Origin of the sequence: Paenibacillus sp. FSL L8-0470, from assembly GCF_038008625.1 — a bacterium.
Classification (GTDB): Bacteria; Bacillota; Bacilli; order Paenibacillales; family Paenibacillaceae; genus Paenibacillus_AQ.
In genome coordinates this window covers 5,713,502-5,737,136 of record NZ_JBBOZM010000001.1, presented here as the reverse complement: position 1 = coordinate 5,737,136, position 23,635 = coordinate 5,713,502, and the positions used below count along the sequence as shown (strand labels likewise).

Genomic DNA, 23,635 nt, shown 5'->3' with positions numbered 1-23,635 from the left:
ACCAAATGGATAAAAGAGAGGCTGAAGATTCAAAAAAGTAAAGACATAACATGTACATACAAGTGGCTTATGTTATAATGACTTGTATTACTCTATATAAGTAGCCTGAGGTGTACCATGACGGATAAACCGATACCGAAATATATGCAGCTAAAGGGTGAACTGCTGTCCTGGATGGAGTCCGGACGGCTGAAGCCGGATGACCAGATTCCATCCGAGAATGAAATTGCCGTACAGTTCGGCATGAGCAGACAGACAGTTCGCCAGGCACTTGGCCAACTGGAGAAGGAAGGATGGCTGTACCGCCTGCAAGGGAAGGGAACCTTTGTTGCCCGGCAGGAAACGCGGCCGCTGCAGACCAGCAGCATGATTGGCATGATGACGACACATATTTCCGATTATATCTTTCCTCATCTTGTACGCGGCGCAGAAGCGCAGCTTCGCGGCAGCGGATACAGCATGATGCTGTCGAGCACCGACAATGACAAGGATAAGGAGCGGGAGAACCTGGAGATGCTATTGGGCCAGCCGTTTAAGGGACTGATTATTGAGCCGACCAAAAGCGCACAGGGTAATCCTAATCTGCCGCTGTTTCTGGCACTTGAAATCCACCGCATTCCGTTCATTATGATCAATGAGCGGTATCCCGAGCTGCATTGTCCCTGCCTGAAGCTGGATGACGAAGCAGGTGGATTTATGGCTGCGGAGCATCTGATTGAGCTGGGCCACCGGGAGATTGCCGGATTTTTCAAGACAGACGATCTCCAGGGAGCCAACCGGTTAAAGGGTTTTACACGGGCGCTGCACAAACACCGCCTTCCTCTGGGAGCGGATACCGTGACCCATTATACGAGCGAACAGAAGCATAGCGTGCCTTATGAAGCGGCCTTAAAAATGCTGCAGGGACGCCAGCGGCCCACAGCCTTCGTCTGCTACAATGACGAGCTGGCAGTGCTGCTGCTGGAGGCCGCGCGCCAGACGGGATTAAGCGTGCCCGACGATCTGTCAATTATCGGCTTCGACGATTCAACGCTGGCGACGGCGACAGAAGTGAAGCTGACCACCCTTAAACATCCGAAAGAGCTTATGGGTATAGAGGCAGCCAATATGCTGATTGACATGATTGAGCGTAAAAGTGCTGAGCCGCCGAAGGACAGGATTTATAAGCCGGAGCTGGTTCTGAGAAGCTCAACGAAACGGCTGGAACAGTTAGACCGCAGTTGAATAACAGTAACGGAAGTCCGCACAGGGTGCGGGCTTTTTTCGCGTTTTAGTTATCTGGAATTTAAGGAATGTATGTGTGCGGGTTGTTGTTGAGAATGGTTATCACTATAATGGTTTAAAATGACCATATCAAAGGAAGTGCCGGAATCAATGGAATGGAATGAACATCTGCTGGTGTGGAACCATGCGTCCGTCAAAGTGATGGATGTTCGCCGGGTGAGAATAGGGGAAGAGGAAGAACTGTATTCTTACCGCCTGCCTGCCAGTGCTTTTATCTATGTCATTGAAGGAGAAGCGAGAATATGTGTTGAAGGAACGTTCCTCGCGGTCAGCAGTTCTTATGTTCTTCATGCAGGCAAGGGTATGCGTCTAGACATCGTGGCAGAAAGAGGGGCAAGGTTTGAATATTATCTGATCCTATACAAAGCCGCGATTCCCGTACCCGGGAGGAAAGATATCCAGGAAATTATGGTGCACAGCAATCCCTTTCAGCGGGAGTATGGCGTGCAGAACACCCGCAAGCTGATGCTGTTCAACACGGCTAGGGAGATGGAGGCCGCATGGCAGTCCAATGACAGTCTGGGGCGCTTGTACGTAAAGTCGCTGCTCTACAGGTTCGTTTATGAGCTGCTGAAGCACCTTCAACTCACGAAGCACACTTTGGCCAAAACGGATCTGGCTGAGCAGGCCAAGCGTTATATTCTTGAACATTATAGACACTCGGTAACACTGAAAAGCACCGCTCTGGCTCTCGGATGCAGTCAGGGACATTTATCGAAGCTGTTTAAAAACAAGGTGGGTGAAAGTCCTATGCGTTTCTTAACACGTGTGAGGGTAGAGAAAGCGTCGCAGCTGCTGCTCAAAACAGAAGCGAATCTGCAGGGGATTGCCGAAAGTGTGGGTTATCCGGATGGTTATACGCTCAGCCGCAGCTTCAAAAAGCATATGGGTATCTCGCCCTCCAAGTATAGATCTGAAGGGCTTCAGACAGCCGTAAATGAAGATATGCCATCCCCGGAGCAAGGATATGCCATTCAAAAGGATGAGTTTTGGTCTTATATTGATAATGATTATCATAATCAACAGGTGGAAGGGGATCATTTTCAGATGAGACAAAAGAAAAAAACAATGGCTGCCACAGCAATGCTGTGTATGACCTTGCTGCTTAGCGCCTGCTCAGGCGGTTCGGCAGCCACGGGTAATGCAACAACTGGAGGGAACGCGCTGGAGGGGGCGGGAAGCGGCGGATCCGCTACTTCTGCACCTGAGGCTGTGGCGGACACCGGAACACGGACAATAAGCACTGTACTTGGTGATGTAGAAGTGCCTGCCAATCCGCAGCGTGTACTGGTCCAATACTTGATGGGTGATGTGATTGCTCTGGGTGTGCAGCCTGTTGGAATTTCTGAGGCGTATGAGGGTGCGGCTTTTAAGGAAGAGGTAAAGGAAAGCACCGATCTGGGGCACTGGGCAGAGTGGGATATGGAAGCCGTCATGAAGCTGGACCCTGATCTGATTATCACGGCTGGTGAGGAGCAGGCCAAGGAGATGTCCAAAATCGCTCCGGCTATCTATGTGCCTTACGGGGAGATTACCCAGGAAGAAAGAGTAAGGCTGATCGGACAAGCACTCAATAAAGAGAAGGAAGCCGAGCAGGTGCTTGCGGATTATGATCAGAATGTAAAAGAATCTGTCCAGAAGCTGCTGGATGCCGGCTTTGTTGATAAAACGATTTCTGTATTTGAAGGCGGTAATGATTCCATGACAGTCATGGGCAAGCTGTTCGGAGCGGGCAGAATTGTCTACGATGTGCTCACACTGAAAGCGCCAAAAGGTGTGCAAACGGGAATTATCGATAAGAACACTTATTCAGAATCGGTATCCCTCGAGGTGCTTCCCGAATATGCAGGGGATTATATCATTCGCAATACCTATGATGGCATGGATGATTTGAGCCAAAATCAGGTATGGAGCTCTCTGCCGGCTATCCAGAACCATCATCTGATCGAGATGGAATTCGGCTTAAGCTATTATACCGACATTTATTCCGCTAAGGCGCAGGTTAACTTTATTGTAAATGCACTGCTGGATTCACCGCAGTCATAACAGCTTAGCCTAAATTACTGATGAAGGACGAAGGGTATGATGAAAGATGTGGATACAGGTACATATGGAAAAAAAAGGGGAGTGCCCTTTTCACTGCTGATGGCCGCAGGATTCCTGGCGCTCGTGCTGGTTGTGGCTGCTTCCATTTCCTTCGGATCTGCTGATATGCAGCTGCATACAGCTTGGGCGGCGATTTTTAAATTTGATCCCGCTAAAACGGAGCACCAGATCATTCACAACCTCCGGTTTCCACGTACGGTTGCGGATGTTATCGTCGGCTGCAGCCTGGCGATGACAGGAGCGATTATGCAGGGTACTACCAGAAATCCGCTGGCCGATTCGGGACTGATGGGCATCAGCTCTGGAGCGGGACTGGCAATGGCGCTTTGCATGGCTTTTTTGCCGGACCGTACTTATGCACAGACTATGCTGTATGCCTGTCTTGGGGCAGGTGCAGCAACCGGGCTGACCTATGGAGTCGCTTCTTTAAGCAAAAGGGGGATGACCCCGCAGCGGCTTGTACTGGCGGGAATGTCGGTATCCATACTGTTTGCCGCGTTCAGCAGCTTTGTCGCCATTAAATACAACATCGGACAGGCCCTCGCATATTGGACTGCCGGAGGCACAGCCAGTGCCACCTGGAAAGAGCTAAGCATTATCTCGCCGCTGTTTGCCGTCGGCGTGCTGGCTGCTATTGCTTTGGCCCCTTCGGTTACGCTGCTAAGTCTGGGAGATGATGTTGCGTCAGGGCTGGGGCTGCCAACCGGGCGGATCCAGGGGATTTCCACACTTATTGTGCTGGTGCTGACCGGATTGTCGGTATTGATCGTCGGCCCCATCAGCTTCGTGGGCCTGATTATCCCGCATGTAGTCCGCTATATGGCGGGTGTAGATTACCGTTACATTATTCCGCTGTCCGGGCTTTATGGAGCGACCTTCATGGTGGGGGCTGATTTGTTCGGCCGGCTCATTAACCGCCCAAATGAAACACCTGTAGGGATTATTTTTGCAATCATCGGCGTTCCCGTTTTCCTCTATCTGTCACGCCGGCAAAAGGGGGAATTAGGATGAAGCAGCGAGCTTATACCGTTTCCCGGGGAATTGGTTTGTGCCTTCTACTAGTAGTACTGGTCATTCTGATTGTGGTGATAGGAATGAATTCGGGCCAAATGAACCTGTCTCCCATGGAGGTGCTGCGTGTACTGCTGCTGAAAGGAACAGACAAGCAGAACCTGATTGTCTTCGAATTCAGGCTGCCGCGGATCGTGCTTTGTATACTGGTTGGCATCGGAATGGGCGTTGCTGGGTCTATCATGCAAAGTTTGCTGAGGAACGACATGGCTAGTCCGGGAACGCTGGGTATCAGCTCCGGGTCCGGGTTGTTTGTGCTCATCTATATCGCGATTTTCTCCGTTAAAGGTGTTTCCTCGGCGATTGCGCTGCCGGTGCTGGCTTTTATCGGAGGCATGACTGCAGCAGTACTGATCTTCTTGCTGTCCTTCCGCCGGGGCAGGGAGATATCACCTACTGGATTAATCCTTACGGGGGTAGCCATGTCAAGCGGCTATGGAGCGCTGTCGCTGATGATTACACTCCGGCTGGATCATACGCAGTTCGAATTTGCCCAGCGCTGGATGGCGGGCAGCCTCTGGGGTGATGACTGGAAATATATTTCGGTGTTGGCCCCATGGACATTGCTGCTGGTGGGCTATACGGTTTACAAGTCGCGGGTTCTGAATACACTCAATCTTGGCAATGAGACAGCGACGGGCTTAGGGCTTGCGGTAAAACCGGAATTTTTGGGACTTACTCTGGCTTCAGTGGCGCTCTCCTCCGGAAGTGTGGCCCTGGGCGGCAATTTTTTCTTTGTCGGTCTGATTAGCCCCCATCTGGCGCGCAAGCTGGTTGGCCCGAACCACAAGCTTCTTCTCCCGGCCTCGGCGCTGACCGGGATGCTGGTGGTGCTCATTGCGGATACCATTACCCGGACGGTCAGTTTCGGAACGGATATACCGACGGGGATCATCATCACTATGCTGAGTACACCTTATTTTTTGTATTTGCTGTCCAGGTCAGAATAAACAATGGGGAAGAAAACCGTTGCTTGGATCCGTTCATTGCGGCTAAACAGGCTCTTATCATCCGATACTAGGATGATGAAGCCTGTTTTTTTATTTGTATGTACCTATTTACCGTTTTATTAAAAAACTATAGATTAATTGTACGTACAAGTGTATAATGAGGTGGCAAAGCAAAAGAACGATCATACCTAAGACCATAGGGAGGATTACGAATGTTGGAGCAATTGAAACAAGAGGTACTGGAAGCCAATCTTGACCTGCCCCGTTACAACTTGGTAACGTTTACATGGGGGAATGTCAGCGGCATTGACCGGGACAAGGGACTGGTGGTTATTAAGCCGAGCGGTGTGGAGTATGATAAGCTGCGCCGGGACGACATGGTTGTGCTTGATCTGGAAGGCAATATTGTTGAAGGCAGCTACCGCCCTTCTTCTGATACAGCTACTCATTTGGTGCTATACAAGGCATTTCCGAACATCGGCGGCATTGTCCATACCCATTCGCCATGGGCAACAGGCTGGGCACAGGCCGGCAGAGGCATTCCGGCTCTCGGAACCACCCATGCCGACTATTACTACGGTGAAGTTCCCTGCACCCGCCCGATGACAGACGAGGAAATCAAAGGTGCGTATGAGCTGGAGACCGGCAATGTGATCGTGGAGACATTCAAGGATCTGAATCCGGACATGATTCCGGGTGTGCTTGTACATTGCCATGCTCCCTTCAACTGGGGGAAGGATCCGCATAATGCGGTTCATAACGCCGTTGTGCTTGAGGAAGTTGCGAAGATGGCAACACAGACCTTCCAGCTGAACCCGAATGTGCAGCCGATGAGCCAGACGCTGCTCGACCGTCACTTCCTGCGCAAGCATGGAGCAAATGCCTATTACGGCCAAAGCTAATTACTATATATAAAGGAGAATTCGTACATGAGTAAAAAATATGCAATCGGCGTCGACTACGGAACCCAATCCGGACGCGCTGTGCTGGTAGATCTGGCCGACGGAACGGAAGTCGCGGATCATGTAACGCCTTATCCGCATCACGTGATTGACGAGATTCTGCCGGGAACCGGCAAAAAACTGGAATATGACTGGGCGCTGCAGCATCCGGCAGACTACATTGAAGTATTGAAGCGTTCGGTGCCAGAGGTAATCCGTGAGTCCGGCATTGATCCTGCGGATGTCGTGGGTCTAGGCATAGATTTTACCGCTTGTACGATGCTTCCAGTTAATGAACAAGGACAGCCGCTCTGCCTGCTTCCTGAATATCAGGAGAACCCGCATAGCTGGACGAAGCTGTGGAAGCATCATGCCGCACAGCATGAAGCGAATGAAATCAACCGCATCGCCGCTGAACGCGGTGAGAAATGGCTGCCGCGCTACGGCGGCAAAATCTCCTCCGAATGGATGATGGCCAAGGTTTGGCAAATCCTGGACGAAGCACCTGAAATCTATGATGCGGCTGATCAGTTCCTGGAAGCTACCGACTGGGTAATCTCGCAAATGACCGGCAACATTGTACGCAACAGCTGCACCGCCGGTTATAAGGCCATCTGGCATAAAGCGGACGGATATCCGGATAAGGAGTTCTTCAAAGCGCTTGATCCGCGCCTCGAGAACCTGACCGAGACGAAGCTGCGCGGGGATATCGCTCCCCTGGGCACGAAAGCCGGGGAACTGACTGCTCAAATGGCTCAGCAAATCGGCCTTGTGGCAGGTACGGCCGTGGCCGTCGGCAACGTCGATGCGCATGCCGCTGTACCCGCTGTAGGTGTAGTTACCCCGGGCAAACTGGTAATGTCCATGGGTACCTCAATCTGCCATATGGTGCTGGGTGATACCGAACGAGAAGTTGAAGGCATGTGCGGTGTGGTGGAAGACGGAATCATTCCGGGATATTACGGGTATGAGGCTGGACAATCCGCTGTTGGCGATATTTTTGAATGGTATGTGGAAGAAGCGGTCCCTGCCTATGCGAAAGAAGCTGCGGCGGAAGAAGGCGTAAACATCCATACTTGGCTGGAAGCACGGGCTGCGGCCTACAAGCCGGGCCAAACCGGACTTCTCGCACTGGACTGGTGGAACGGCAACCGCTCCGTGCTCGTGGATACGAACCTGACCGGACTGCTGCTCGGCTGCACGCTGCTGACCAAACCGGAAGAAATTTACCGCACGCTGCTTGAAGCTACAGCTTTCGGCACACGCAAGATTGTGGATGCATTCCACGGGAATGGTGTAGCCGTTGATGTACTTTATGCCTGTGGCGGACTTCCGCAAAAGAACCGCCTGCTGATGCAGATCTACGCTGACGTTACCAACCGTGAAATTAAAGTGGCAGCAAGCAAGCAGACGCCTGCGCTCGGCGCGGCAATGTTCGGAGCAGTTGCAGCCGGAGCTCAAAAAGGCGGCTACGATTCGATCGTAGAAGCGGCAGAAAAAATGGCCCGTATCCGCGAAGAATCCTATGCTCCAATTCCGGAAAACGTAGCAGTCTACGAAAAGCTGTATCAGGAATATTCCAGACTGCATGACTATTTCGGCCGCGGCGAGAACAATGTCATGAAGCACCTTAAGGCGATTAAAGAGGATGTTACGGAATAGTACTTTGATACATTCGAAGTCAGTGTAGTACGAAATCATTCAGTAAAATTACGTTCACAACACTTTTAGGAGGTAATTACATGTTATCCATTAAACCTTATCAATTCTGGTTCGTAACCGGAAGTCAGCATTTATATGGGCCTGAAACGATCGAGGAAGTAGCGGAGCACTCCCGCCAAATTACCGCAGGCCTTAACTCGGACGACGCGGTTCCCTTTGAAATAGTATTCAAACCGGTTCTGACTACAGCGGACGAAATCCGCAAGCTGGCAATTGCTGCGAACAGTGATGAGAACTGCGGAGGGATCATCACCTGGATGCACACCTTCTCCCCGGCCAAAATGTGGATCGCCGGTTTGTCGCAGCTCCGCAAGCCGTTGCTGCACCTGGCAACCCAATTTAACCGCGATATTCCATGGGATTCCATCGACATGGATTTCATGAACACGAACCAGTCGGCACACGGCGACCGCGAATACGGCTTCATTGGCGCGCGTATGGGCATTGCCCGTAAAGTGGTTGTCGGCTACTGGGAAGACAGTGAAGTTAGAGGCCGCATCGGCGGCTGGATGAACACCGCTGCTGCCTTCAATGAGAGCCAAACGCTGAAGGTTGCCAGATTCGGCGACAACATGCGCTCGGTGGCTGTAACCGAAGGTGATAAGGTAGAAGCACAAATCAAGCTGGGCTGGACCGTTGACGGCTATGGTGTAGGCGACCTCGTGGAACGTGTGGATGCCGTTACCGAAGTGCAGATCGACGATTTGATGGCAGAATACGCGAAGGCGTATGACTTTGCCCAAGGCGGAGATCAGGATGGACCTGTGCGTGAATCCATTCGTTACCAGGCCCGTATTGAGCTGGGGATGAAAGCTTTCCTGGAAGAAGGCGGATATACAGCTTTCATTACTACTTTTGAAGATCTGCACGGACTGAAGCAGCTTCCGGGTCTTGCTGTACAGCGCCTGATGGAGCAGGGCTACGGCTTTGCCGGAGAAGGCGACTGGAAGACAGCGGCGCTTGTCCGCCTGATGAAGATTATCGCCGGCAACAAAGGCACCTCCTTCATGGAAGATTACACGTATCACCTTGATCCGGCCAATGAGCTGGTGCTTGGATCGCACATGCTGGAGGTCTGCCCGACCATTGCTGTCGACAAGCCGAAGCTTGAAGTGCATCCGCTCGGTATCGGCGGCAAAGAAGACCCTGCCCGTATGGTATTCAACGGACGTTCTGGTGCAGCACTGAATGCTTCGATCATCGACATGGGTAACCGTTTCCGCCTGCTTGTGAACGAAGTGGATGGCGTTGAGCCTACCGAAGCTATGCCGAACCTGCCGGTTGCCCGCGTATTGTGGAAAGTGCAGCCAAGCCTGAAGGCAGGCGTGGAAGCCTGGATTCTGGCCGGCGGCGCACATCATACCGGATTCTCGTATGTGGTGACTACAGAGCAGTTGATTGATTTCGCCGAAATGGTCGGCATCGAATGTGTAGTCATCGACAAAGATACCAATACACGATCCTTCCGCAATGAACTGCGCCTGAACGATATCGCCTGGAAGCTGCTCTAGTTCTCTCTATATTCGTGTGATGACAAGAAACGGGTACCGCGCTCGCTCAGAGTGCGGTACGTCCGTTTCTTCCTGTATATTGGACTTCTGATAAAATGTATAAGGAAGCCTTTGCTAACATAACTTTTAGGAGGAATTCGATATGAGCAGCATACTGGATAATATAAAGGCAGCCGCGGCTGAAATAGAAGGAGGGGCAGCTTTTGCTCTTCCGCAGGTCATTCATGTAGAACCGGGTGCCCTGCAGCAGGTCATTCCTTATGTGGCCGCACAGGGCTGGGAAAGGCCGGTGCTTGTGGCAGATAAACATACACTGGAAGTAGCGGGAGCAAGTCTGGAACTGGCATGCAGGGAAGCCGGGATTTCGGTCCACACCACCTTGGTGCTGCCCAATGCGCAGGGCGATGTTATTGCAGATGAAGCCTCTGTAGTGCAGGTGCTGTTGGATATTCAAAAAGTTAAAGCAGATTCCGTCATCGTGGCAGGTTCGGGCACACTGCATGATGTGGCGCGTTATGCGGCTTATACAGCTGCCATTCCCTTTGTGTCGGTCCCAACGGCTCCTTCGGTAGACGGCTTCACCTCGAACGGCTCGCCGCTGATTATCCGCGGCAATAAGATAACGATCCCTGCGGCCGGTCCAGCCGCTATCTTCGCTGATACAGAGCTGCTGCGCAAGGCGCCGGCTCCCATGGTGGCGGCAGGCTTTGGCGATATGCTGGGCAAATACACCTCGTTGTTCGACTGGAAATTCGGCCGCCTGACGGCTGACGAGCCGTATGCTCCGGCAGTTGCCGCCATTACCGAAAAGGCGCTGTTGGCCTGTGTAAATCATGCAGAGGAGATAGGAAATCATACCGAACTGGGAATCCGTGTACTGACCGAAGCGCTGATTGAATCCGGTCTGGCGATCCTGCTGTTTGGGCAATCCCATTCGGCATCCGGTGCAGAACATCATCTGTCCCATTATTGGGAGATGGAGTACATCCGCACCGGACGCAGACAACTGCTGCATGGCGCCAAGGTCGGTGTGGCCTGTGCGGAAATTTCCGCGCTGTACCATGAGCTGGCGGATACGCAGGGTTTGGCGGACAAGGAGCAGTGGGCGAAGGTGCTTAAGGAAATTAGCGGACTTCCTTCACCGGAAATGTTGCGAGGTCTGCTGCGTACTGTACATGGACCCTCCACCTTGGAAGAGCTTGGTGTGGATGCTGATCTGCTGCGCCGCAGTCTGCAGGAAGCGCATTTCATCCGGATGAACCGTCATACCCTGTTGCGGGCGCGCAATGAAGGCAAGATTGCGGGAGCTGCTGCGGAATAGACAGGTGCTGCTGAAGAATCCGGAGCAGGACCTAAGCTTCTGAAGATTTAAGTAAAACTTTAGGAGGACTTAATACTGTTTTAAGCTTGGGACTGTATATTAGACACATACCCCCCTTATTACATACCTTGACCCCGCCAGCTGCTGGCGGGGCCCTTTTTTTTGTATATGCACAATAAATGGAGGCGGGAACGGATTCCGGGAGTTGAAACTTTCATTTCTTAGGATTCCATTCATAGGATTGCACCTTTCTACACGGCGTCTAACAAGGAGCTTGAGAAGGTTCAGTCATAGTGTTAATTTTTTTCATAAAAACCACTCTCTGATCTGTCGATTTAGATCTATTTATGTCGATAATAATAGTGAAATAGTGCAAATTTAAAATATTTACTATCGGGAGAAGATCAGGGGAGTTCTTAGAAAAGACAGAGAGGGGGTACTTAAGTGGAGCATATCTATGGTACTCATGATAGGGTACTTGTATTATTTTCATATGTAATTGCGGTAGCAGCTTCATATACGGTCTTAAGTCTGGCAGGGGCAGTAGGCAGATCCAAAGGGAAGAAACGTTGGCTATGGCTGGTGTGCGGTGCAGTAATTATGGGCATGGGGATCTGGTCAACGCATTTTATCGGAATGCTGGCCATATCATTGCCGTTTCCGGTTGCTTATAATCTGAACACTGTATTGTTGTCAGTAGGGGTTTCTGTCGTTGCCTCTTTTATCGCCCTTGTTGCGATTAGACGCTGCAAGACGGGTATTCTTCAATTTCTTGGAGCTGGCGTATTTTCTGCGATTGGAATTTCAGCGATTCATTATATCGGCATGTCGGCGATGCAAATTAATGTGACCTATACTCCCGGATATGTAATCCTGTCCATCGTGATAGCTTTTGTTGCATCCTATGCAGCGTTCGGGTTATTTTCCTGTATTATCGGTCATGGCGAAGAAGACAAATATTGGAGGAAGCTGGGCAGCGGCCTGATCATGGGAACTGCAATTGTAGGCATGCATTACACCGGTATGCTGGCAGTACACTTTGAACCATGGCATCATGCTGCACGGATTACCGGCGTTGTCCTGGATCAGAAATGGCTTGCCTATGTCATTGCAGGCGGGACTTTGTTCACGCTGTGGTTATCTGGTGCCGGAATGTTCATTTCCCGCCGGTTCTTGAACAAGGACACAGAGATACTGGTTAATGAGAAATGGTACAGGTCGCTCTATGAAAATAACCAGGACGGCATTATCTCGATTGACCTAGACATGCGCATTATCGGATTTAATCCTGCAGCATCAAGAATCACGGGAATCAGCTCAAAGGTCTTCAAGGATCAGAACATGATGTTCATTCTCTCGATTGTAGCTGTGGAGGAGCAGGAGCGGATGCAGAAGCTGTTCTCAAGATCTTTTGCCGGAGAGGAACTGAGCTATGAAACAGCGATCATCCATCAGGACGGGCACCGGGTCGAGATCAGTGTGGTTAACGCTCCGGTTATGGTCGACGGACAGGTGGTCGGAACCTATGTAATTGCCAGAGATGTGACGGAAGAAAAGCGGGCTAAGGAGAAAAATCATTATCTTGCTTTCCACGATGAGCTGACCGGTCTGCCGAACAGAAGAATGTTCAATGAGCTGCTGTCGCAAACCATTGAAGCGCATAGTGAAACGATGGAGCCGTTTGCTGTTATGGTTATGGATCTTGACCGGTTTAAAATCATCAACGACTCACTGGGGCATATGTACGGTGATCTGTTCCTCCAGGAAATGAGCAGCCGTATCCGGCATAGTGTGGTGAACGAGAATGTGACGCTGGCCCGGATTGGGGGAGATGAGTTTGCGATGTTGTGCCGGTTCTCCCGGAAGAACATGAATGTAACAGCCATTGCGGAGCAGATGGTGGCAGCGATTGAGCAGCCGTATCGTCTGAAGGAGCAGGATTTTTACGTTACGGTAAGCATCGGAATCGCCTTCTTTCCCTGCCATGGTCAAAATGAGGTACAGCTTCTCAAGAATGCGGACACTGCCATGTACGAGGTTAAGAAAAACGGTAAAAATGATTACCAGTTTTTCTCAGACGATTTGGATGAGCAGCTGCTCCAGCGGATTGAAATGGAAGGCGATTTGCGGAAAGCGCTGGAGCGCGGCGAGTTTATTCTGTACTACCAGCCGCAAATCCGGACGGATAACAATGAAATTATCGGAGTAGAGGCGCTGATCAGGTGGCAGCATCCGGACAAAGGGCTCCTGCCGCCTGGCCTGTTCATTTCGCATGCGGAGGAGACGGGCCAGATTGTTGAGCTCGGAAACTGGGTGCTGCGCGAAGCCTGCCGCCAGATGCGGCTATGGCAGGATGCAGGCGGTCCGCTAATTCCTGTGGCGGTGAATTTATCGTCCCGGCAGTTCCACCAGTACAATTTGCATGGGGAGATCATGGGGATTCTGGAGGAGAGCGGGCTTGCTCCGCAGTATCTTGAACTGGAGATTACGGAAAGTATGATGATGAATGCTTCTGCATCTGCCGGAATTCTGAACAATCTGACCCGGAACGGAATTCGTATCAGCCTTGACGACTTTGGAACAGGCTACAGCTCCTTCAGTTATTTGAAATTATATCCCATTCATAAAGTGAAGATTGACCGTTCCTTCATCAAGGATATTGTCGCAAGCAGCGATGACCGGGCCATAGTGTCCACTATCATTACTATGGCAAGGCATCTGAATATGCAGGTCATTGCCGAAGGTATAGAAACCAAAGAGCAGCTGGATATTGTAGTGGAGAGCGGCTGCAGAAAGGTGCAGGGCTATTATTACAGCCGCCCGCTGCCGCCGGAGGAGCTGGAGGCGAAATTTCTGCTGGGGACGCAAAGCCTGTAAATATAGTTTTAAGCAAGCATGGACCTTCCGGGATTCATGCTTTTTTATTGTGATCAATTTCTCCAATAAAAGGATGCGCCAGCAGCTTTTATTGTTTATGCTCAGAAAATGAACCTTTTGATGAGCCGGATTGTTAAATAGACAGATCACACAAGAAAGGAGGGAGACATGTGCAGAGCAATCGGGAGTTATTTGAAACCTACAATAAGGATGTGTACCGTACCTGCTATTACATGGTGCATGATGCCGCCGATGCCGAGGACCTGTGCCAGGAGGTGTTCATCACCGTATTCCGCAGCAAATGGGAGGATGTTAAATATCCCCGGGCATGGATTATGAAAATTGCGGTCAATAACTGCCTGAATCATCTGAAGCGTTCGCGCAGCCTGCAGAAGAAGGTGACCGAAAATCTGGATTTATGGAAAAACCAGACAGAAACAACGGTGGAACGGACGATTGAGCAGAAAGAAACGGCGCGGGAATGGGGCGGCTATATGTCAGGGCTGCCTGCGAAGATCAGAGCTGTGCTGACACTGAGATATATGCATGATTTCAGCCTGGCTGAGGTTTCGGAAGCACTGTCCATTCCGGTCGGTACGGCCAAATCAAGACTGCATAAAGGCTTGAAGCTGATGAAGGACATTCTGCAGGAAGCTGGCTTTGAAGACGAAGAGCGGAGGAAAGAATATTATGAACAAACTGGAAAATACATTGAAGCATCAACTAAATGATGAACAAGCTGTACCTTATCCTGATTTTGGTGATATGTGGAGCAGGCTGGAGCAGGCTGGAGATACCTCTCCGGTAAGGATGAGCACAGCGGACCTCCGGGGCGGGCAACGCGGTAGAAACTGGCGCAGAATTACAATTGCCGCCTCGCTCAGTGCGCTGCTGGCGGCCGCTCCAGTATATGCCGCAATACAGTATGACTGGGGTAATCTGCTCCGTTACAGGGACGGTGTTCAGGCTGCGCTGGACCAGAATCTCGGGCAGTCGTTGGAGCAATCTATAACCAGAGACGGAGTAACGCTGACACTGCACACAGCTCTCGTAGATGATAACCGGACAGTGATCCTGTACAGCATGGATGTCGGTAAAGGGGCGGATACAGAGATTTGGGGTGTCAAAGGGATGTCTCTTAAGGATGAGCAGGGTAACAGCAGTGGGGGAGAGTACAGCTATCAGCAGTGGGATGAAGAGAAACAGCTGTACAACGGGTACTTTGAAAGTGACTGGACACCCGGGAAGGATGAAGCCGAGGTTACCCTGACTGCATCGGCTGTGCGGGCTTTAAGCCAGGCGGAGCAGGAGCTGCCGCTGAACAGCAGTTCTACGGAGCGGCAGAACTTTCCGCTAGGCATAGAGGGAATGAAGAGCGTTGAGGTCAAGTCTTTTGAGCAGAATGAGGATAAGCTGCTGCTGTCGTCAGCAGTAGACTACGATAATCCGGAGGCCAAGGAATGGACCTTTCCGATGATTGTGGCTTACAAAGGAGACACCCGGGTAGAGCCAATTCCTGGGGGAGCGCTGGGTACACCGGGGGAAAACGGAGAATATACGATGAAACAGTATTTTAAGCCTTCCGAAATTTCCGGCGGAGACACTATCTTTAAACTTCAATATACTAAGGTGGAACAAACTATCGCCGGACCGTGGTCCTTTGATCTGAAGCTAAGCAAAAAGCTGATGGAGAGCGGGACGATCAAGACGGCGCTGAATGCACCGCTGGAAGCGGGAGATACCATGCACACCTTTGAACAGATGGTTGTTACACCTACGCAGATTCGTGTAACTCTAAGGGCGAAGGAGAAGTATGAGCAGCTGCCTTATTATAAATATAATCTTGAAGTAGGCGGCACTACATTAGAGGGGAACCTGTTCCGGTCTCCGAATGATGATCCTTTCCTGACCACACTTAGATTTGAGCGCCCATCCGGTCTTGTTATAGACGAGCAAACTGATATTACCTTTGTGGGGAAATATAAAGTTACCACTCATGAGGATGATAAGACCCCGCTGCTTCTGAAAAATATTTCTGCAGAAAAACAAACAGTGATTCGGGACACTGGTGGTTACGAGGTGAAGTGGACCTACTATATGCAGGGAAATGACCTTTATGTGGAGACGGAAAGTGATGACCCACATTTCGGCGGAGTCAACCAGACTCATATCGGCTTGGGTAACGAGCGTATTCTGGGCAAACCGGAAACTATCAATTTTGCGGGAGACGGAAATAATAAAGCTATTGATATATATAAGGATTACAAAGGAACAGAAGCTTCTATTTATACGTTCTATTACATGACTGATGAACCGGATAAGGAGACGCGGGTACTGCTGCGGCCTTAATCCTCCGGTCACGAAAGGCTCCCCGGCCTAACGGCGGGGGGCTTTTTGTGCTGATACAATAAAAATAAGATATTATATTCTATAAGATGCTTGTCAAAGGAGAGGATGAAGCTTGGAGATAACCCGCTGTGACTGGGTGAATGAAGATCCACTATATATTGCTTATCATGATGAAGAATGGGGCAAGCCGCTGTATGATGACCGGCAGCTGTTCGAGCTGTTGATGCTGGAGGGGATGCAGGCCGGGCTAAGCTGGTACACCGTCTTGAAGAAGCGGGAGCATTTCCGCAAAGTATTCGACGGATTTGATCCGGTGAAAATCGCGGAATATGATGAAGCCAAAATAACTGCACTGCTGGGCGATCCGGGCATTATCCGCAACCGCCTCAAGGTTAACGCGATCATCCGGAATGCGGCCGTGTATTTGCAGATCGTCCAGGAGGAGGGCGGCTTTGCAGACTATCTCTGGAGCTTTACCGGGGGTGTGCCGGTGATCAATAACTGGAAGAGCAGAGCGGAAGTACCGATTACAACCTCCCAGTCAGACCAAATGAGCAAAGCGCTGCGTAAAAAAGGGATAAAGTTTGTCGGCTCAACCATTTGCTACGCGTTTATGCAAGCTTCAGGAATGGTGGACGACCATACACAGGAATGCTTTTGCTGCAGCAATAGTCGGCTTTCCGGAGGCTGATCCGCAGTTTGGCGCTACCCGGGGAAGAAATGGTATACTGTTAAGCAGCACTCACAAAACTAATAGTGTATGCTTCCGAAGCCGGTTTTGCTCGAAGAATAACCACGTAAGCTGCGCTCACAAAACTTTTAGGAGGATCCACAAAGATGTTATGGCATGAACTGACAGTACATACAACAGAAGAGGCGCAGGAGATGATTTCCAATCTGCTGTATGAGGCCGGGGCAGGCGGTGTTTCTATCGAGGAATCCGGAACCCTGAATAAGGTACGGGATACACGTTATGGTGAATTATACGACGAGCCGCTGAATGATATCCCTGAAGGGGAAGCGGTGATTAAAGGATATTATGCCGAAACCGTCCCGATGGATGCCATTATCGAAGAGCTGGCTCCACGGATCGAAGAGCTGAGAGAGTTCGGGATCGATCCCGGTAAAGCACTGATTTCGTGGAAAACTGTGGATGAAAATGATTGGGCGCATGCCTGGAAGCAGTATTTCAAGCCGCTTCGCGTATCAGACCGGCTGACGATTAAGCCCACCTGGGAGGAATATACCCCTGCCGGCCCGGAAGAAAAAATTATTGAGCTTGATCCCGGCATGGCATTTGGAACCGGAACGCATCCGACGACAGCACTGTGCCTGCGGGCACTGGAGAAACATATCAGCGGCGATGAGGAAGTGATTGACGTTGGAACGGGCTCCGGCATTCTTGCTGTAGGCGCGGTGCTGCTGGGTGCCAAGTCTGTGCTGGCGCTGGATCTGGATCCGGTGGCTGTAGAAAGTGCCCGTGAGAATGTGGCGCTGAACCGGCTGCAGGATTCCATTACGGTAAAAGAAAGCGACCTGCTGTCACTGCTCGGCGGTGAAGGTGCAGCAGATACGGCGGCGGGAGAGATGTGGCCATCGGCAAGATCCGGCCATTCAGACGCGCAGCAGGCTGTTCCAGCGAAGCCAAAAGCTGAAGACAGTCTTGGTGTCACATTGCCGGTGAAGGTTGTGGTCGCCAATATTTTGGCAGAGATCATCGTGTTGTTCACCGATGATGTCTACCGTGCCCTGCAGCCGGGGGGCGTCTATATCACCTCCGGCATTTATAAAGATAAGGAAGGGCTCGTGGCGCAGGCGCTGGAGTCATCCGGGTTTGAGATTAAGGAAGTATCCCGTGAAGAAGATTGGGTGGCCTTTACAGCCGGAAAGAGGTAGAAATGGATTTTTTGGATAGAATTTTAGTAGTACCCCTGCAGCAGCTTCCGTTTTTCCTGATTACACTGGTGATCGCATTTACTGTACATGAATTCGCCCATGCCTATTTTGCCAATAAATTTGGTGACCCAACTGCAAGGCTGCTGGGGCGCATGACGCTGAATCCCGCAGTGCATTTCGATTTATTCGGTATAATCCTGCTGCTCATTGCCGGCTTCGGCTGGGCACGTCCGGTTCCGGTGAACCGCGACAACTTCAGACGCCCCCGGCTGATGGGGGTTATCGTGTCTGCGGCCGGTCCGATCAGCAACCTGCTGCTCGGTATTCTCGGTACTCTAGTATATGCTGCCCTGCATGCCAGCGGCGCCATTGAGTCCATTACGAATGAACAGCTGCTGCGGGCAGTGTACTGGTTCTTTGGCATGTTCATACAATTTAATTTCTTCCTATTCCTGTTTAACTTAATTCCGCTGCCTCCGCTGGACGGCTACCGGATCGTAGAGGATGTGGCACCGCGTCCGGTTCGTGCAAAATTACAGCAGTATGAGCAGTGGACGGTCTTTATCTTTTTGCTTATCATCTTTATCCCCGGCCTGCGTGCCTATACGATCGAACCGCTGAACAGCTGGGCACTGCAAATCGGGAACGACTTTTTCCGGTTGTTCTTCAATCTGTTTGGAGGGTAAAGCTGAACAGGGGCTGTTCACAGGCAGGCAAACGTTGTATGATGTAATGTGAATTTTTAGACGGTTTACAAGTGCGTAGAGCAGCGGATGGAGACCTGAACAGCAGGATCACCGCTGCTTTTACGCTGAATAATGGACAGGATGAGGATGAAGATGCAGCGTTATTTCGTAGCACCGGAGCAGTTCGGCCCGGAACAGGTTACCATTGACGGCGAGGATGCCCGCCATATTGCTAAAGTGATGCGCGGCAAAGCCGGAGACAAGCTAATTGTCAGCGACGGCGTTTCCCGCGAGGCGCTGGCGGAGATCTCTTCAATCGAGATCGGCCAGATTACAGTGGACATACTGGAATCTCTGGAGATGACGCATGAGCCGCGGATCAAGATTACGGTGGCCCAGAGTCTGCCGAAGGGAGACAAGCTGGAAACCGTCATTCAGAAGTGCACTGAAATCGGTGCGGTGGCCTTTGCCCCGTTCCTCTCAGAGCGCACGATAGTGCAGTATGACGAGCGCAAGGAGAATAAGAGGCTGGAACGCTGGCGCAAGATTTGCAAGGAGGCAGCGGAGCAGGCACACCGTAATATAGTGCCGGCCGTTCATGCGCCTTTGAGCTGGAAGCTGCTGCTGCAAAGCTTCCGCGACTATGATGCCGTTTACTTTTGTTATGAGAAGGAAGAAGGGATGCAGCTGCGGAGTGCCGCCGCACCTTGGTTGTCTGCGCTGGCGCCGGAATCTCCGGGCCGGGTGATGGTCGTTGTCGGTCCTGAAGGCGGATTCAGCCCGGAGGAATGCCTCGCGGCCGAAGAGGCGGGAGCGGTACCGGTAGGCCTGGGGCGGCGTATTCTGCGCTGCGAGACGGCCGGCATGGTCGCTGCAGCCTGCATCCTGTATGAATCCGGAGAAATGGGGGGAGCTTGAACAATGCCATCCGTAGCATTTTATACTTTAGGTTGTAAAGTGAATTTCTATGACACTGAAGCCATCTGGCAGCTATTCAAAAATGAAGGTTACGAGCAGGTTGATTTCGAAGGGCCCGCCGACGTATATCTAATCAACACCTGTACGGTAACCAATACCGGCGACAAGAAAAGCCGCCAAATGATCCGCCGCGCCGTGCGCCGCAACCCGGAGGCTATCGTCGCCGTAACGGGCTGCTATGCGCAGACCTCACCCGGCGAGATCCTTGATATTCCCGGGGTCGATCTCGTGATCGGGAACCAGGACCGTGAACAGATTATGACTCACGTCAAAAATATCCAGGGGTCCCGCCAGCCGGTGAATGCCGTCCGCAACATTATGAAGACGCGTGAATTCGAAGAGCTGGATGTGCCGGGTTTTGCTGACCGGACGCGGGCGTTTATGAAAATCCAGGATGGCTGCAACAACTTCTGTACCTTCTGTATCATTCCGTGGTCGCGCGGACTGTCGCGCAGCCGTGATCCAAAATCGATTGTCGCCCAGGCACATCAGCTGGTGGAGGCCGGTTACAAGGAGTTTGTTCTGACCGGAATTCATACCGGAGGTTATGGCGACGATCTGGAGAATTACCGTCTCGCCGATTTGCTGTGGGAGCTGGATAAGGTGGACGGGCTGGAGCGGGTACGCATCAGTTCGATTGAAGCCAGCCAGATTGACGATAAATTGCTTGAGGTGCTGAACCGCAGCTCCAAGATGTGCCGTCATCTGCATATTCCGCTGCAGGCCGGACATAACGAGGTGCTCAAAGCGATGCGCCGCAAATATACCACCGAAGAGTATTATGCCAAGATGGAGCTGATCCGCCAGGCGATGCCGGATGTCGGAATCACCACCGACGTTATTGTCGGATTCCCCGGCGAGACCGAGGAGATGTTCCGCGCCGGCTATGATTTTATGAAGGCCGTGAATTACTCCGAGATGCATGTTTTCCCGTATTCGAAGCGCACAGGCACCCCGGCGGCACGAATGCTCAACCAGGTTGACGAGGAAATTAAGAACGTCCGCGTACAGGAACTGATCGACCTATCCGAGGAGATGCAGCTTGCCTATGCGCGCAGGTTCGTCGGCAAGACATTGTCTGTTATTCCTGAACGGTCGGCCAAAGGGGCGCCGGGCCGCAGCACACAGCACGGCTTCAGCGACAATTACCTGCAGGTTTTCTTCAGCGGCGATGATTCGCTGCAGGGTCAGCTGTGCGAGGTGAAGATTACGGAAGCTGGTGTCAACGAGTGCAGAGGTGAACTGGTCCGAGTAAGCCAAAGTGAACGTCGTGAGTCCGTTCTTGTAGTTGAATAGTTAAGGGAACAGAGAAGAAACGGTGGCTGCCTTTATTTAAAGGAAGCTTGCCGTTTCTTCTTGTTTTATGCATGGTCTTTTATATCAGCCCGGCCCTTGAGATTCTATAGTCGAAAAGTCCTGAATTCAGCAGAAACTGAAAATAAATAGGAAATAGGGTAAACAGTGAGGGTGTAATTGTCGATATAGTGGAAGAGTGTGGAAATATAAACTTAATGCCTAAGGAGAGAACAGATGACTGTGTACAGGAAAATGACAAAGATGCTACTAGTTATGATATTGCTCGCTGCCGTGGCTTTTCCGGTAAACGTCTTTGCAGCTACAGGCGATATCAATTCGATTGATTTCGAAAGTTCGGCAAAAGTGGAACTGACCGTCGGGCAGACGCCCAAGCAGCTCAAAGTATATGCAAGCGTAGAAGGTTCTTCATCCAAGAGGGATGTTACCGGTGCAACCGTATGGAGCTCCTCCAAGACCGATGTAGTTAAAGTAATCAACGGTCTGTTGACGCCGGTCAACACCGGTTCGGCAATGATCACGGCTACATATAATAATGCGATAGCTACCCTTGAGGTATCTGTTACCCATCCCTTTAAGGAATTAACATTGGAGCGCAGCTCTGATGGAAACTATAAATTGGGCGACAGCGAGGAAACGCTGCTCGTTAAAGCAAAAGCCGTTGGCGGAGAGTCGGCAACATCTGTTAAAGATGTGACAACTGATGCCGAATGGAGCAGTTCGAATACAAGTGTAATCACTATTACTGGCGGAAAGATCACGCTGGTTGGCGAAGGAAAGGCAACAATTACAGCTAAATATAAAGGATTGACCGCCACCTTCAAGGCAGTAGTACAGCTGCCATATTCGGCAATTGTGCTGAAAGAGAAGGACGTAGCTGTCCAGGAACTTGAAATGCTGGTCGGAGACGCTGCGGTAAAATTAACAGCGGCAACTAAGGCGACTGAAACCAGCCCCGAAAAAAATGTTGCCGATCTGGCAACATGGACAAGCTCCAATGAGAGTGTTGCAACGGTAAAAGCCGGGGAAATCACAGTGCTGGCCACTGGTAAGGCTGTTATTACAGCAAGTTACCTCGGTGTTTCCAAATCGTTAGATGTGTATGTACGCTCACCTTACGAGGCGCTGCTGCTGGACCCCTCAGGTGATCAGTCCCTGTTCATGGGAGAGAGCTTGAAGGTTAAAGCTGAAATGAGAAATGCTGTGAATTCGACTAGGAATGAATCTGCAAACGCAGTATGGACCTCTGACAATCAGCTGACCGCAACGGTAACTAAAGACACATCGACCACGGAGAATGCGGCTGCGATCGTTTCGGCCAAAGCGGTTGGAAGTACGGTTATCAAAGCGGAAAACCTAGGAGTCAGCAAATCGTTTAAACTGACTGTATATCCGACACTCACCGAACTCAGCATTGATAAGGCCGAGCAGGAGATCTACACAGCGGATTCCGTAAGCCTGCCAAAGGTAAACGGAACGAAGCTTGACGGCACAAAGATGGATTTCAGTGATGAGATCGAGTGGACCTCGGCCGATGAAGAGATCGCCTTAATTAAGGATGGCAAGCTTGTAGCCGGCAAGGCGGGCACTGTAACCATCACTGGTAAGATCAAAGAAGGTAACATAACTTCATCTGCTGCTGTGCGGGGCAAAACTGTTGTACAAAAAGTAATAGTTCAGAATAAAGTGCTTGTTCTAATCGGACCTGAAGGTGCATTGGGTCTTGTCATCGGCGAAGAGAAGCCGTTGCCTGAGATTCAGGCCGTGCTGGAAAATGGCGACGAGCTCGATGTATCCAAGACGATTGAATGGGAAGTTAGCGGAACCAACGCCATCATTAAGCAGACGGCAAACGGCAAGACTGCTAAAGGATTGGCCAAGGGCAATGCCACTCTCAAAGGAACTTATGCCAACAAGAGTATCAGCATTCCGGTAACGATTGAGCAAAAGGTTGTGAAGCTGGTTGTGGAGCCAAGCACACTTGATATGAACATCAAAGGCTCCAAAACAATTAAAGTAACCGGATATTACTCCAACGGGAAAACGGCGAATTTCTCCAGCGGAATGGATTGGGAGTCCTCCAATCCGGCGGTAGCTACAGTGAAAGGGGCATCCGTCAAGGCTGTTACTGAAGGATCAACAACGCTGACAGGCTCCTATCAAGGAATTGCCGCCACTGTCAAAATCACCGTTATTCCCAAACTTACGAAGTTGTCTGTAAGTGAGAACAGACTTGCTCTGGCTGCAGGAGCAACTCAGAGCGTAGTGGTGACGGCACAGTACGATACCGGCAAAACGGCAAATGTTACTGGAAACGTGGTATGGACAAGCTCCAAGCCAGCCGTGGCGAAAGTGAATGCTAACGGCGTCATTACAGCATTAAGCAAAGGAACAGCATCAATAAAGGGCAAGCTGAACAATAAAACCATAACGGTATCCGTTAAGGTGAAATAGTTTGCCTGCAACCCAGATGAAATGAACAAGATCTGCAGAACCGCTGTTATGGCGGTCCTGCAGATCTTTTTGTATAGGCTGAATGGAGATTGCATTAGTACTGCAGGGCTGATTGAAGTATAATAATACAGCGATTGAATACGTCCTGAAGCCTTAGCTGAAGCTAATCCAATGA

The 23,635-nt window shown here is 50.9% G+C and carries 17 protein-coding genes; all 17 read left to right on the top strand.

The genetic code is table 11. The features are described from left to right. Positions 1-117 precede the first annotated feature (117 nt). The gene (locus NST99_RS26195) at positions 118-1,224 is read left to right on the top strand and encodes a GntR family transcriptional regulator (RefSeq protein ID WP_341095578.1); all 1,107 of its coding nucleotides are present in this window, start codon (positions 118-120) and stop codon (positions 1,222-1,224) included. A gap of 120 nt (positions 1,225-1,344) precedes the next feature. Further along, on the top strand, positions 1,345-3,330 hold the full coding sequence (locus tag NST99_RS26190; RefSeq protein WP_341095576.1) for an AraC family transcriptional regulator: 1,986 nt from the start codon (positions 1,345-1,347) through the stop codon (positions 3,328-3,330). Between the two features lie 99 nt (positions 3,331-3,429). Continuing rightward, positions 3,430-4,401 carry a FecCD family ABC transporter permease gene (locus NST99_RS26185; protein ID WP_445745046.1) on the top strand — a complete coding sequence of 324 codons (972 nt, stop codon included), beginning with the start codon at positions 3,430-3,432 and terminating at the stop codon, positions 4,399-4,401. Further along, positions 4,398-5,411, top strand: a complete 1,014-nt coding sequence (locus tag NST99_RS26180) for a FecCD family ABC transporter permease (RefSeq protein WP_341095572.1) — start codon at positions 4,398-4,400, stop codon at positions 5,409-5,411. Before NST99_RS26185 ends, NST99_RS26180 begins: the two co-directional genes overlap by 4 nt. Positions 5,412-5,623: 212 nt before the next feature. Continuing rightward, on the top strand, positions 5,624-6,313 hold the full coding sequence (gene araD, locus NST99_RS26175) for an L-ribulose-5-phosphate 4-epimerase (RefSeq protein WP_038595473.1): 690 nt from the start codon (positions 5,624-5,626) through the stop codon (positions 6,311-6,313). A gap of 27 nt (positions 6,314-6,340) precedes the next feature. Continuing rightward, positions 6,341-8,014, top strand: coding sequence for a ribulokinase (locus NST99_RS26170; protein ID WP_341095570.1), 1,674 nt, complete (start codon positions 6,341-6,343; stop codon positions 8,012-8,014). An 80-nt stretch (positions 8,015-8,094) separates the two neighbouring features. Continuing rightward, on the top strand, positions 8,095-9,585 hold the full coding sequence (gene araA / locus NST99_RS26165) for an L-arabinose isomerase (RefSeq protein WP_341095568.1): 1,491 nt from the start codon (positions 8,095-8,097) through the stop codon (positions 9,583-9,585). A gap of 142 nt (positions 9,586-9,727) precedes the next feature. Beyond that, on the top strand, positions 9,728-10,906 hold the full coding sequence (locus tag NST99_RS26160; protein ID WP_341095566.1) for a sn-glycerol-1-phosphate dehydrogenase: 1,179 nt from the start codon (positions 9,728-9,730) through the stop codon (positions 10,904-10,906). Positions 10,907-11,350: 444 nt separating this feature from the next. Beyond that, positions 11,351-13,783, top strand: coding sequence for a bifunctional diguanylate cyclase/phosphodiesterase (locus NST99_RS26155; protein ID WP_341095564.1), 2,433 nt, complete (start codon positions 11,351-11,353; stop codon positions 13,781-13,783). Positions 13,784-13,953: 170 nt separating this feature from the next. Beyond that, a complete protein-coding gene (locus NST99_RS26150) occupies positions 13,954-14,514 on the top strand; it encodes an RNA polymerase sigma factor (RefSeq protein ID WP_341095562.1) in 561 nt (186 codons plus the stop codon). Further along, positions 14,474-16,132 carry a DUF4179 domain-containing protein gene (locus NST99_RS26145; RefSeq protein WP_341095561.1) on the top strand — a complete coding sequence of 553 codons (1,659 nt, stop codon included), beginning with the start codon at positions 14,474-14,476 and terminating at the stop codon, positions 16,130-16,132. Before NST99_RS26150 ends, NST99_RS26145 begins: the two co-directional genes overlap by 41 nt. Before the next feature lie 112 nt (positions 16,133-16,244). After that, positions 16,245-16,823, top strand: coding sequence for a DNA-3-methyladenine glycosylase I (locus NST99_RS26140; protein ID WP_341095560.1), 579 nt, complete (start codon positions 16,245-16,247; stop codon positions 16,821-16,823). A gap of 146 nt (positions 16,824-16,969) precedes the next feature. Next, positions 16,970-18,028, top strand: a complete 1,059-nt coding sequence (gene prmA, locus NST99_RS26135; RefSeq protein ID WP_341095558.1) for a 50S ribosomal protein L11 methyltransferase — start codon at positions 16,970-16,972, stop codon at positions 18,026-18,028. Between the two features lie 2 nt (positions 18,029-18,030). Further along, on the top strand, positions 18,031-18,714 hold the full coding sequence (locus NST99_RS26130) for a site-2 protease family protein (RefSeq protein ID WP_341095556.1): 684 nt from the start codon (positions 18,031-18,033) through the stop codon (positions 18,712-18,714). Positions 18,715-18,867: 153 nt separating this feature from the next. Further along, a complete protein-coding gene (locus tag NST99_RS26125; protein WP_341097761.1) occupies positions 18,868-19,632 on the top strand; it encodes an RsmE family RNA methyltransferase in 765 nt (254 codons plus the stop codon). A gap of 3 nt (positions 19,633-19,635) precedes the next feature. Continuing rightward, positions 19,636-20,988 carry a tRNA (N(6)-L-threonylcarbamoyladenosine(37)-C(2))-methylthiotransferase MtaB gene (gene mtaB, locus NST99_RS26120; RefSeq protein WP_341095555.1) on the top strand — a complete coding sequence of 451 codons (1,353 nt, stop codon included), beginning with the start codon at positions 19,636-19,638 and terminating at the stop codon, positions 20,986-20,988. Positions 20,989-21,222: 234 nt separating this feature from the next. Next, the gene (locus NST99_RS26115) at positions 21,223-23,460 is read left to right on the top strand and encodes an Ig-like domain-containing protein (protein ID WP_341095554.1); all 2,238 of its coding nucleotides are present in this window, start codon (positions 21,223-21,225) and stop codon (positions 23,458-23,460) included. The last annotated feature ends 175 nt before the right edge of the window (positions 23,461-23,635 follow it).